Source organism: Bacillus sp. B4EP4a (assembly GCF_006680105.1).
Lineage (GTDB): Bacteria > Bacillota > Bacilli > Bacillales > DSM-1321 > Peribacillus > Peribacillus simplex_E.
Genome location: NZ_VHIK01000046.1, coordinates 16,811 through 28,939, shown reverse-complemented (window position 1 = coordinate 28,939; position 12,129 = coordinate 16,811). Strand labels below are relative to the sequence as shown.

Sequence of the window (12,129 nt, the reverse complement as noted above, 5' to 3'; positions counted from 1 at the left end):
ATGTTATATTTAGTAAGGTAAGTTTAACCTTTGATATTAAAAGGACCACACATTTTTGATATGTCTAATATGTGTGGTCCTTTTACCTATTCGTTAGTTGATCAGCAAGAATAAAGAGCTGCCATCGCAACTCCATCTTCAACTAATGCGTCCGATTGCGGAAGAACAAAATAATAATTATAATTGCTGCCTTTAGCTTCTTGAACTATAGCACCTGTTAGTTCATTAAGAAAAAGGTTGCTTCAGCAACCTCCCTTATTGAAGTATTTAATCCATCAATCTATAAAACAAAAAAAAGATTAGCCATGAGCTAATCTTTTTTATTATTAATAATAACATCTCCTAATTTCCCTAATAAATGTAATGTGTAAATAATCATTAAGGCTCTGGCTACTACAAAACCATCTACAGCTAATTCATATCCACCCCTTAATAAGCCTTCCGAAAAGCAAAAATAAATTGATATTGCCAGAGATATTAAGAGCAAAATTAAAGATAACTGAGTTTTATCATTCATAAGCATCCCGCCTCATATTATGTATTTAACAAATAATAACACTTTTTCTGGAATAAAAAACTGAAAAGTGGAAATGTTTTACCACTTAAATGGCTCTGTAAGGCATTTTAGTGAGAGGTAATATAAATACGTCAGAGGATATAATTCTGCCCACCAATGCACATCGTTTTTGGCATTTTACGATAGGTCTTATAATAGCACTCCTTATGGAACTAACCTGCCCCGATAGTTCCATAAGGAAAAGAGCTGCCGAAGCAACTCTCTTATTGAAGTAAAGCACCTAGATGAATAAACAATTTAAAATCCATTACCCTGGAATACTAATCTCATTAATTCGAAGGCTATAAAGTAAAATAAACCAACAAATATACTGAGACCTAGAGCTAATTTTCTCCAAATCCCTTTCTCACTGAGAAAAGAGAAAGAGAGAGATATAATGATTCCGCATATCATTAATACACGAAAAGTTGTTACTCCAGTTTCAATTACTCGAGTTATATCTGCAGCCAAGAAACAAATAACCAAGATAATAAAAGCAAACGAAATAACCCCTAAATATTTTTTCATGATTCCCCCCCTTCTCCTTTAATCTATTTTACCAAATATAGTAAATTTGTATATTTTTATTGGATTATCTTGCCCCTTTAGTTTCATAAAGAAAAGCTGCCTTAAAAGACAGCTTCGATCTTCAGCTAACGCACCCGTTAGCTTAAGTACAATAATTCACAATCTTACTTTTTTAGATAAAAACTATTACTAAAAGTTTTATATTGTATAAATATTTTAAATATGTAAAAAAGCTTACTCAAAGAGTAAGCTTAACCTCTATAAACACTATCACATGTTCCAGGTTTTGGTTCATAAAAACAATGGTCTTTAAATTGACCAGTATGAGGTTGATCATACCATGTTGGAGGGCATGGAGCATATGGATTAAAATACCAAAGAGCATATCTAGCCGGATGCTGTCTCCAGTGCTTCAAATTCTGTTCTGCTAATCTTCTTTCAATACCTCTCGCTCTTTGATAAAATACATTCCCTTTTTGAACAGCTTCAAAAGAATAATTTCCTCCTTGTACTTGATAAATGACTTGTGGAATTGTTCTTAAACCTTTAAAGTCTAAACAATTAGCTACAAGACGATTCACAATTACATTTCCAACATATAACATTCCTTGTTGTCCTTCACCTTCGGCTTCAGCTCTCATCATCCTTGCCATTAAGTCAACGTCTGAACTTCGGTAACTCGCTCTTGCCATTTTTTCACCCCAAAAATATTGTATGAAAAATAGCCTACAGTCATGTCATTATTTATGTAATATAAATGCTTAGTTATAATAACTTACAGCTTTTAAGTAAAATGAAAACTATTGCATTCTTTTTTCCCTTTATGCAACTAGCCTGCCCCGTTAGTTCCATAAGAAAAAGCTGCCTTATAGACAGCTCCGATCTTCAGCTAACGCACCCGTTAGCTTAATAATTATATTTTCTTTTTTTGATAGTAATTACCGATAAAATAGCTACAAATTATCCCGATAATAAAAGGAAGTACTGAACCTCCAAGTTCGAACCCTGTTGAAGTTTCTTCGTAAAAACTAAACATTAACAATTTAAAATCAAACAAATATCCGATCGATAAAAATATTATGCTTACACAGATAAATGATAATAAACCTACAAATACAGTTTTTATCAAAACTAACCCTTCTTTTCATAATTTCATTTTCTTTATTTTAACATATAAGGAAAAAATTAGACATGGGTATTCTTTAATTCCTTGATGAACTAACCTGCCCCGTTAGTTCATCAAGGAAATCAACAACATCCTTTAACAGAGCCTATTAAAAAAATGTTCCAGTTGATTTCAGTAAAAAAACATGAAGGATAATCTAGTCATGTATTAAAATAATGGTTCGAGATGTGAGCGTTCCGGACCGTCCGCGAAAAGCGAGTTCCTGCAGAGGAAACCAACGACCTAGTCTTAATCATCATCCGGAACCATCCCGAACCCCCTTTTTCCTACAAACTGAGTGGAGTAATGCGCACCTCCATCTTTATTTCTCAGCCGAGTTTTTCACGCTTTTCTTCTTCATGTTCCTTCTTCACAAGGGACATGCCGCTCGCTTGGTATTTGAGGATCTTTTGAATGACCGTGCCAAGATGCGCTCCAGCTTCAACCGGGGGAATCCCTCCTTTATGGATGTTGGAAATGACCATCCTCTCTGCTTCAATCGTGCCCAAACGTGGTTTATAGCAAATATAAGCGCTCAATGATTCAGCACTGACTAGACCAGGCCGTTCACCGATCAACAGGACAATGACCTCAGGTCCAAGGATTTCACCGATATCATCCATCACGGCAACCCGGCCCTTTTCAATATAAAAAGGTGTACCCGTATTCAGACCTGCCAGTGCCAAAGATTGTTTGAAAGATAAATAGACATCCTCCACATTTTCTTCGATCGCCTTGGCACTTAAACCATCGGAAATGATGATTTGAACCGTTGGGGCCTTTATGCATTTGGCTTCTATCAACCGCTTTGCTTCATCCGAAAGCTTCCTGCCATAATCCGGACGCCGTAAATAGACTTCCTTATCAGCGGCCTTCGTTTTCACCTTGAATAAATCCAAGCGTTTCAAAAGAATATCACTGACTTCACCATATACAGCATCGACGGCCGCCGCATGATCAAAACGGAATTTTAGCCAAGAATCCGTTTTCGGCCGGGTCCCTGCCCTTCCCACACCTATCCGCGCAGGGGTTTTCGCCATCAAGGCATCCAATTCTTCCTTATTATTCATTCCCATATCATCCACTCCTAATGGTTAAATATAGTTGGATCACCGGCACGCTTCGTTAATTTTCCATTCTCCATAATCCCCATCTTCTCCAGCCAGGCTTCATATAATGGGGCAGGCCGCTTATCCATCGTTTGCCTTAAAGTCGCTATATCGTGATAACTCAAAGACTGATAGTTTAGCATGCAGTCATCCCCCATCGGAGTTGCGATGATGAAATTCACGCCAGCCGCCGCTAAAAGTACACCCAAGTCCTCGATATCATTTTGATCCGCCTTCATATGATTCGTATAGCAAATATCCACACCCATCGGCAGTCCATGCATTTTTCCCATGAAATGATCTTCTAACCCGGCGCGGATGACCTGCTTGCTGTTATATAGATATTCAGGTCCGATGAATCCGACGACCGTATTGACAATGTACGGATCAAAATAGCGGGCAAATCCATAGTTCCTGGCTTCAAGCGTCACCTGATCGATTCCGAAATGCGCTTCAGCCGATAACTCGGAGCCTTGCCCCGTTTCAAAATAAAGATGCTGCGGGCCTGTGCCGGTCCCATAGGCCTTCGCGACCTCATTAGCTTCTTCGAGCAATTGTACGTTGATTCCAAAAGAGCGATTGGCCGTTTCCGTTCCGGCGATGCTTTGAAAAATCATATCGGCAGGCGCACCCTGCTGTACGGCCTTAATTTGCGTGGTCACGTGCGCAAGCACACAATTTTGGGTCGGGATGTTCCACTTCTGGATGACATCCTGTGTCGCATGAAGCAGCCGCTTTACGCTTTCGACCGAATCATCGACAGGGTTGATTCCAATGAGTGCATCCCCAACTCCATAGGAGAGGCCTTCTTTTAAAGAAGCCAGCATGCCATCGACATTGTCGGTAGGGTGGTTAGGCTGAAGGCGCGAAGCAAGCGTTCCTTTGTATCCGATTGTGCTATTATTCTTGGTGAGCACTTCAATTTTATTGGCTGCATGGATAAGGTCGAGGTTCGACATTAATTTGGCTGCCGCAGCAATCATTTCACTATTCAATCCCCTGCTTAATCGCTTTAAATCCTCGCCCGTCGTTTCGTCACTCAAAATATATTCACGCAGCTCGGCAACGCTCCAGTTCTTCACGGATAGATAGATGGTTCCATTGATGAGACCATCTATAATCCGCGACACCTCATCCTCTTCCGGGGAGAGCAGGGGATAGTTCCTGATGTCCGCCAAGGTCAATTCGCTAAGCACCGCTTTCGCCGCAATCCGTTCTTGGACCGAATCTGCTGCAATTCCCGCAAGCCTATCTCCTGATTTCTCTTCATTCGCTTTGGCCATGACTTCTTTCAACGATTTGAATTGATGGATTTCCCCAAAGTATTGAGTGGATAATTTCATCGTATAATCCTCCTTTTCCTAACTGTGAAAGGTTAGCGTTTTTACTACAACCGGAACGACCCCTGTCCGCAGCAGCCTTCCTATATCTAAATAATCACCATGTTCCACTTCTGTCTGATCAATGCAGATGACCGGCAGATCCGGTTGGTTCGCTAGAATGGTTTGACCAAGTGCCTTCCCATAATCACTATCCATGACAATGATCAGAGGCTGCTGCCGATTCGGTTTTTGCATCAAAGCCTCGGTAAAAGCAACTGCGAGCTGGTGAATATCCCGAAATGATTGATAAGGTAAATTCGTTAAATAAAAGGCAAAATTCAGGCCCTCCTGCAAGGCGTCGTATATCGTGATTGCATCCTGAACAGCATGTGCCATTCTCGCGGTTACATCATCAATCACGCCTTGAAAATCGACGCGATAGACCGGGATATTGCGAACGGGCAGATGAGAATCATTCACCTCAATGGTCGCACCGCTTATTTCAGTCGTATGTGCGCCTGCTCCAAGGACAGTCGCCCGAACCGTTTCAACGGGCTGTTCCCACTCCCATGCAGCCAATTCTTTATTTTCCTTAATAGAGGCGGCAAGCATCATGCCGATATCCCGGAAGCTTTTGTCCTCCCGTTCTTGATGATAGATGCAATCACTGACACCTCCCGAGAACATCAACACATCGATTCGTCCTTCCCATGATGGCTCCTTCCCCACTAAAAGGAGTTCATCTTCTTTTGTGAATGAACCAGCCAAAAACCTCGAAAGCACCTTCGCCATTTCATTTGTAATGATTGCCCCATCACCATTCATAGGAGAGTGCCCCTTTGATTTCAGCCATTTCCCTATTGAAGGAGCAACCTTCACCTTCGCTCCCTCCCACTCCACCAAACGGCCTCCTATATGCAGTGTGCAAGTTCCGCAAAGCATGCCGGAACGGTATACGGCAATATTCGCCGTTCCCCCGCCAATGTCTATGTTCGCTACAGTCTTTCTTGTCTTTATGGAATGTTGATGGGCACCCGATCCCTTGGCGGCAATGATTCCCTCCAAGTCCGGACCGGCTGCCGCTACAAGGAATTCCCCCGCCGCTTTAGATAACCGGTAAACCATTTCTTCTGCATTTTGTTTCGTTGCCGTTTCCCCGGTAATGATGACAGCCCCTGTTTGTATGTTATCGATCGTGATCCCGGCTTGATGGTATTCACTTTCCACAATTCTTTGAACAGCAGGTATATCAATTACCGTATCGGATAAAAGCGGGGTCCTGAAAATGGGACTTCGATACAGAATTTTCTTTTCGGTAATTTCAATTTTTGGCACCTGTCCGCCACCCGCCACATTCCTAAGCGAAAGCTCGCTGATGACAAGTTTCGTCGTACTGGTGCCAATATCAATTCCTGCACTGATGATTCGTTCCACCTGTTCATTCATTAAAATCACACCCCAGTTTTACACCACTTGGATTTCATTGCTGTTTTCTTCCTCGTTTTTCGTTTTATATTCATTTACACCGATAACTCCTGCTTCACGATCCTTTTCCTCCAATTCCAAAGCTTTCGGAACGGACAGCCAGTAAGCAAGACCGATTCCAATCGCTCCGGCAGATAGCTTGCCGACAATGATCGGCAATATCAAGGAGGGCTGAAAGTTGGCTGTGAATGATAATGATCCCCTAATAGGAAGGCCGCACACACGGCGAAGGAAATGTTTATGACCTTATCCTTCGGCGGCATATCTTTAACAAGTTTGAACATCGCTAATATATTGGCTACCGTGGCTAATATCCCTGCACTCCCCGCTTTGCTCAGCCCGATTTTGCCGCCCATCGCTTCAAGCGGTTTGCCTGCGTATTTTTGAATCAGGTAAATCATTGGAAAAGCACCTGCCAGCATTATCCCGATATACCCCGCCGTTTCCAGGGCACGGAACTGGTCTGCCTTATCAGCCATGATCGGATGGAAACCCCAAGCACCAAGTACATTGGAAAACAGTCCGGTGAAAATTTCCACGATTGAAAACACGAGTACAAGTTTGATAGCGGCATCCAATATTTTTCCAAACCACATGAAACCTTTGATCATCAAATCCGGCAGGAAATAAAGACCTAGCGCGAGCAAGACCACAAAAATAAGAAGAGGGGAAAGATTCAGGGCAATTTTCAAATAGCTCAACGCGAATTCATATGTAGAATCCGCATTCGTGGAAATCACTTCTCGGATTTTCGAATTCGTTGCCACCACCAGCACGCTTGATATAAAAGCGCCAATCGGAATCGTCAGGATTCCTGACATGACACCAAGTGCCATGTATTTATGATCACGCTTCTCCAGCATCGCAAGTCCCATTGGAATCGAGAATACAATCGTTGCCCCTGACATGAATCCGACAATCATCGCCATGATCCAGCCTTCATATGATTGCTGCAGCTCGGCCGCTAATTGGTAACCCCCCATATCCGTTGCCAAAATCGTTGTTGCGGCAAGGGCGGGATCTGCACCGATCGCAGCGAAAATCGGGCCGCATACTTTATCGATGAACCATGATAAATAAGGGATCGAGGCCATGATTCCAGCTGCCGGGATAAATATATGGCCAACAGTATGCAAACCTTCCATGAACTGTTTGCCCAAGCCTTGCTCACTGTCTTTAATCGATGCAATAGCACCGACAACGGCACACACCATAATGATATAAATAACGAACTTACCAACCATCTCCATACATATTCCCCCTGAATTCCGATTTATTTTGGCCTATCGACTTAAAAAAAGGGTATTAAAAAGACGCCTCTTATAGCCCAAACTTAGGTTGCTCGGCAGAAATGCCTGCCTTCAACCATTTTGGTCCATCAAAGCGCCATTGCTTCATCTATTTACTTGTTTTTGATCATTTGCAATGATTCGACGTGCCACCGTCTCCATGGAAAGCTGCTTATCCATACTTAGCCTTCTCAGCTTATTGTAAGCGGTTTCTTCCGTTACATTCTTCCTTTTCATGATAATTCCTTTTGCCTTTTCAATGACTTTACGATTTGTGAGCGTTTCATCCAATTGAGCATTTCGTTCCTGATGCTTCTTTGTATTGGCTGCTTGCAGCAAAGCTATCTCCACCGCCGGAATCAAATTCGCCTCCGTAATTGGCTTTACAAGATATCCGACGATATTCGCGCGCTTCGCCTCGTCAATGTATTCACGCTGGCTGAATGCAGTTAAAAGCAGGACCGGAATCTGAAAGGTATTGGATATCACATCACTAGCCTTAAGCCCATTCATTTTTGGCATTTTGATATCCATCAAAACGAGATCCGGCTGTAGTGCATGTGCCAATTCAATCGCCTTCTCGCCGTTACGGGCATGTCCTACCACATCGAAGCCTGCATCCTTGAGCATGATCGTTATATCAAGCAGAACAATCGATTCATCCTCCACGACCAAAATCCTCTTGACCACTTCTCCCACCTACCTCTTGTATGGAAATCTTACAGAAGCCAGGGTACCTTCTTTAATCCGATGAATCGAAAACTCCCCATCCAAATCATTTTCCACCGTCATGCGGATGATATCCAGCCCTAAAGTTGATTTCACTGCCGGTGAATATCCGATGCCATCATCTTTTACTTGAATTTCCAATTCAGGACCATCCTTTTGAAAGCATACGGCAATCTTCCCTTCCGTCCCTTCCTTGAAAGCATGCTTCACACAATTATGAATGAGCTCATTCACAACCAGCGCGACAGAAACGCCAATGTCGGAATCAATGGAATGAAGCTCATCACCACTATATTCAATGCTCAGGCTTTGACGGGCATGACCCTCCGTATGAACGATCATATCGCCAATTTTCCTAATAAGCTCCAGCAGGTCCACATGATCGACCTGACTGCTTGCCAAAATGATTTCATAAACCGACGATATGCTTAACACCCGGTTCAAACTGACCAATAAATGGGGCTTGCTTTCTTCAGGGGCTCCTATCCTCATTTGCAGCCGAAGTAAACTGGCGACTGTCTGCAAATTATTCTTCACCCTATGATGAATTTCACGAATGGCCACTGACTTGCTAATCAGCTCTCTCTCTTTATCCCGCAGTTCTGTCAGGTCCCGGATGATGATGAACGTTTCATCGGAATTCTTGTTGCCCAAATGGAATTTCTTTATTTGAAAAATCTTTTTACCAATGTTCATTTCCTTCATTAAAATGTCCTCTTTTGAAGCAAGAACATCGGCAAAGCCAGGAAAATAATCGAAAATGGATTCACCTAAAACACAGTCCGTCATACATATATCCGATACTAGATTAATGGCAGCAGGATTCGTATAGACAAGCCGGTTTTGGTTATTAATCAGGAAAATGGACTCCTCGATAAATTCAGGAACTAAGGAATTTTGTTGATCTTGCCTATCAAACTGTTTTGAAGTTTCAGGTTCTTCATTAATCACCTTTTCCATGATCAAAACGGCGATGACCCGATTGCATTCCCCCTTGATTGGAACGACACTTTGCTGGACCATTGCTCCCTCTTGAGTCAATGCCCGATTCACGAACATGTCCTTACCGGTCCGCAATACATAAAATACTGCCGGTTCAAAAGCCTCATAGGCAAATTTCCCGACAACCGGATGATCATAAACCGATTTCACTGAATGTCCGCATGCCTCTGCGACGACAATGGCATGCTTCCCTTCAAGCACCGGACAATCGATAAACACATTCGCTTTATTCAAATTCGCTATTAACGATAAATTCGTTGATAGATTTTCAAGAATCTGAATATCCTTGTCCAGTAAATGAGTATGCATCTCACATAATTCTCGGACAGTCATTGTCCGTTCCATAGGCAAAACTCCAATAAATGTTTATTCATGGATATTATTATAGATTTCGCCTTTATTTTTGTCAATATTCAAAATATTCTAATGTAATGTATTCTAACATTAGATGGAGATATTTAAAGGGATATTTCCCAAACGTAAAAAGACCGAATTTCCCCGAATTTGGAGCAATTCCGTCTTTTTATTGTTTGTCCCTTTTTGATTGTAAACATTACTAGTGGATACTTAGTAGCATATTTGTGAAGTTTGTTTTTATATTTGTTAAGGTTGAGTTATTATTTGCTCAACTTTATTATGAGATATAGCATTACTTGGAGTAAATTGGGCAGTTAATTGATAGTCACCTTTTGTAAGCAACTTTGAATTAATTCTTATCGTATACTCCAATGTTTCTCCTTTACTAAATTCCTTGTAGTGTTCTTCAGTTGGTTGAGGTTCAACAGTAATGATAGTACCCTCTTTAATTGGACTGTCCGTTAAAGTATGGATTTCTACGTCTATTTCATTACCTGTAGCAAATCGTAGATTAACATTTTTATTTGTATGATTGGTAATTTTATAAATAAAACTCTCATAGTCGTCTGTTGTCAATTGATGTTCAAGTGATTGTTCGACGTTAAGTTCAATTGCATTGGTTTTTTTATCCATTTGAGCTATGTAGTAGTAATATCCATATACTATTAATGAAATTGACACAATACCAATAATAGTACCAATAATTAACTTTCGCACGCTCCCCCCTCCCCCTTAACTATACCCATTTTCAAGATATGTTTCCCCATTTAAAGGAGTCGATTGTACTGTTACATCTTCTTCAATCAGTTTTACAGTTGAATTTTTCTTTATTTTATATAATTCATCAGCTGTTAATGATACTTTTACTGCCTTAAAATTCTTGTATTTCCCTTTAATTTTCCCTCCCTCTTTTTCAATTGATTTAGTATCCAATTTCGTATTAAACTCTATTAAATAGTTCTTTTCGCTATGATCCTTTGCTTTACTTACTCGAGGTTGTGAAAAAAATGAAAATATTAGAATAAAAACAGCAATAAATGAAATTATTTTTTTCAACTAATTCATCTCCTAGTTTAAAATTCCAAAAAAAGTTTTTGTTTGATAGTACGTTACATAAGTTGTGCTTATTAGTTTTCCAGCTCCCGTCTATGATTTCATTCGAAATTTGGTAGCAAATGAATCTCCATAGATAGCAGGTCTACTCCATTTTTTGGGGTTCGCTTTAATGGAGTACCTGTTTTTATAATTCAATTAAATCATCTGAATCGCATCATGGTGTTTCATTTTTGAAATTTAATTCCCAAAATTTGAGACAAGTATCTGGCGTTTTAGCATAAGGTTGTTTGTTCATGTTAGAAATGGCAGGATATTTTTATAATAGTAATCGTTGTTGGTTTAATTTCCGGGTTAAACGTAACAGGAATTCACGAAGGATATTAAGGAAGGGTTTAAAGAAGTCTCGTTTGGTGCTATGCTAGTAGGTCGGGGTGGTTTCATTTCATAAAAAATATTTTAATTCCACACATTACCATCTATCCTATTTATAAGAAAGTCAACATTTCTTCCATACTCATGAATTTCACCTCTTCTGGTTATAGTAAAGAAGAAAATAAACGGAGGAGGTACATTCAATGAAAAGTTCTAAGGAATTTGTTGAAAGCATTCAAGAGCAGCAAAAAAAGGAAGAAGGCAATTTCCGCCGTCAAGGCAATGGGAATCCCGCTCAGAAATTACCGAATAAAAAACATTAATGAGGCCCATCTTCAAAAGAATCCCAGCCTTAATATAAGGCCGGGATTCTTTTCACTCCGATGTACTTTTTCTCTTCTTCATCTCTTCGATTTCTTTTGAGAATGTTTCTTCTATCTCTTTTTTATTTCCATATAAAAAGAGGTTATCACCTAATTTGATTTTATAATCATATAACTCTTTCCTGATTTTCACTTCTCCGCTTTCAATAAACAACATATTGATGTCCGCTACTTCTGGGATGACATCAAACGCTTTGACATCTATGAATTCAGAGTCCTCATAAATATCGATCTCCATGACCACGTCTTCATCTTCTAAAAATAGGACCTCCTCTATCGGGTGTTCCCATAATTCATAATGATTGTACATTTCACTTTTCATCTTATTCGATATTCTATTATGCAGGAATGGAGATTTCACTAATACGACTAGAACCACCAGTATTCCTATAATGATGCTTAACTCCATCAAGCGCAGATCATCCGTAAGCAATGTACTGATCGATGAAATGATGACAGCAAGTGAGAAAGCACCAAATAAAATTAAAAACATGCTTATTTTCCTTCGAACGGGATGATCAATGATGGATTTTGACTCGTCAGTTGTAAAACCAGTACCCGTCAGCATGGAGATAACCTGAAATCTGGCCACTGTGCTTTTTAATCCAGTCAATTTCAGCAAGGTAACCGATATTTCAATAACAAGAACGATGATTATAAAATAAAGCAACATAAAAAGTAAATTCATCAAAACGATCACTTCCTCATTTATGGTTTACCCTAATCCCGCCAAATGAATCGCATTCGTTCTTTCAAGTTTCCATCAATATATTCAC

Annotated in this window: 11 protein-coding genes and 2 pseudogenes; 1 reads left to right on the top strand and 12 read right to left on the bottom strand. The window is 40.3% G+C overall.

The window, feature by feature from the left end; all coding sequences use genetic code 11:
• Positions 1 to 310: 310 nt before the first annotated feature.
• The 11 genes and pseudogenes from FNK51_RS21140 to FNK51_RS21090 form a co-directional block, all read right to left on the bottom strand.
• Positions 311 to 517 (bottom strand): hypothetical protein, encoded by a 207-nt coding sequence (locus FNK51_RS21140; protein ID WP_286178809.1) that lies wholly within the window; start codon positions 515 to 517, stop codon positions 311 to 313.
• A gap of 297 nt (positions 518 to 814) precedes the next feature.
• On the bottom strand, positions 815 to 1,084 hold the full coding sequence (locus FNK51_RS21135) for a hypothetical protein (protein ID WP_098369293.1): 270 nt from the start codon (positions 1,082 to 1,084) through the stop codon (positions 815 to 817).
• A 251-nt stretch (positions 1,085 to 1,335) separates the two neighbouring features.
• A complete protein-coding gene (locus FNK51_RS21130; protein ID WP_098369292.1) occupies positions 1,336 to 1,776 on the bottom strand; it encodes a cell wall hydrolase in 441 nt (146 codons plus the stop codon).
• Positions 1,777 to 2,578: 802 nt separating this feature from the next.
• A pseudogene (eutC, locus tag FNK51_RS21125) lies at positions 2,579 to 3,304 on the bottom strand (ethanolamine ammonia-lyase subunit EutC); the annotation flags it as partial.
• Between the two features lie 32 nt (positions 3,305 to 3,336).
• Positions 3,337 to 4,701, bottom strand: a complete 1,365-nt coding sequence (locus tag FNK51_RS21120; protein ID WP_141994577.1) for an ethanolamine ammonia-lyase subunit EutB — start codon at positions 4,699 to 4,701, stop codon at positions 3,337 to 3,339.
• An 18-nt stretch (positions 4,702 to 4,719) separates the two neighbouring features.
• The gene (locus tag FNK51_RS21115; protein ID WP_141994576.1) at positions 4,720 to 6,126 is read right to left on the bottom strand and encodes an ethanolamine ammonia-lyase reactivating factor EutA; all 1,407 of its coding nucleotides are present in this window, start codon (positions 6,124 to 6,126) and stop codon (positions 4,720 to 4,722) included.
• Between the two features lie 18 nt (positions 6,127 to 6,144).
• Positions 6,145 to 7,415: pseudogene (gene eutH, locus FNK51_RS21110) on the bottom strand (ethanolamine utilization protein EutH).
• 144 nt (positions 7,416 to 7,559) lie between these two features.
• Positions 7,560 to 8,144 (bottom strand): ANTAR domain-containing response regulator, encoded by a 585-nt coding sequence (locus tag FNK51_RS21105; RefSeq protein ID WP_141994575.1) that lies wholly within the window; start codon positions 8,142 to 8,144, stop codon positions 7,560 to 7,562.
• A gap of 9 nt (positions 8,145 to 8,153) precedes the next feature.
• Positions 8,154 to 9,530 (bottom strand): sensor histidine kinase, encoded by a 1,377-nt coding sequence (locus FNK51_RS21100; protein WP_141994574.1) that lies wholly within the window; start codon positions 9,528 to 9,530, stop codon positions 8,154 to 8,156.
• Positions 9,531 to 9,788: 258 nt separating this feature from the next.
• Positions 9,789 to 10,259 (bottom strand): hypothetical protein, encoded by a 471-nt coding sequence (locus tag FNK51_RS21095; protein ID WP_141994573.1) that lies wholly within the window; start codon positions 10,257 to 10,259, stop codon positions 9,789 to 9,791.
• 15 nt (positions 10,260 to 10,274) lie between these two features.
• Positions 10,275 to 10,598 carry a protease inhibitor I9 family protein gene (locus FNK51_RS21090; RefSeq protein WP_141994572.1) on the bottom strand — a complete coding sequence of 108 codons (324 nt, stop codon included), beginning with the start codon at positions 10,596 to 10,598 and terminating at the stop codon, positions 10,275 to 10,277.
• Positions 10,599 to 11,173: 575 nt separating this feature from the next.
• Here FNK51_RS21090 and FNK51_RS21085 point away from each other — a divergent pair.
• Positions 11,174 to 11,293: a DUF4023 family protein gene (locus FNK51_RS21085; protein ID WP_061465287.1), complete on the top strand. Its 120-nt coding sequence runs from the start codon at positions 11,174 to 11,176 to the stop codon at positions 11,291 to 11,293.
• 52 nt (positions 11,294 to 11,345) lie between these two features.
• On the opposite strand, the gene FNK51_RS21080 is transcribed toward FNK51_RS21085, so the two are convergent.
• Entirely contained in the window at positions 11,346 to 12,041 is a 696-nt protein-coding gene (locus FNK51_RS21080) for a hypothetical protein (protein WP_141994613.1), read from the bottom strand.
• Between the last annotated feature and the right edge of the window lie 88 nt (positions 12,042 to 12,129).

Excerpts from the sequence above, each read along its gene's own strand:
- FNK51_RS21140 (WP_286178809.1), bottom strand. The coding sequence starts at position 517 with ATGAATGATAAAACTCAGTTATCTTTAATTTTGCTCTTAATATCTCTG.
- FNK51_RS21135 (WP_098369293.1), bottom strand. The coding sequence starts at position 1,084 with ATGAAAAAATATTTAGGGGTTATTTCGTTTGCTTTTATTATCTTGGTT.
- FNK51_RS21130 (WP_098369292.1), bottom strand. The coding sequence starts at position 1,776 with ATGGCAAGAGCGAGTTACCGAAGTTCAGACGTTGACTTAATGGCAAGG.
- FNK51_RS21120 (WP_141994577.1), bottom strand. The coding sequence starts at position 4,701 with ATGAAATTATCCACTCAATACTTTGGGGAAATCCATCAATTCAAATCG.
- FNK51_RS21115 (WP_141994576.1), bottom strand. The coding sequence starts at position 6,126 with ATGAATGAACAGGTGGAACGAATCATCAGTGCAGGAATTGATATTGGC.
- FNK51_RS21100 (WP_141994574.1), bottom strand. The coding sequence starts at position 9,530 with ATGGAACGGACAATGACTGTCCGAGAATTATGTGAGATGCATACTCAT.
- FNK51_RS21085 (WP_061465287.1), top strand. The coding sequence starts at position 11,174 with ATGAAAAGTTCTAAGGAATTTGTTGAAAGCATTCAAGAGCAGCAAAAA.
- FNK51_RS21080 (WP_141994613.1), bottom strand. The coding sequence starts at position 12,041 with ATGAATTTACTTTTTATGTTGCTTTATTTTATAATCATCGTTCTTGTT.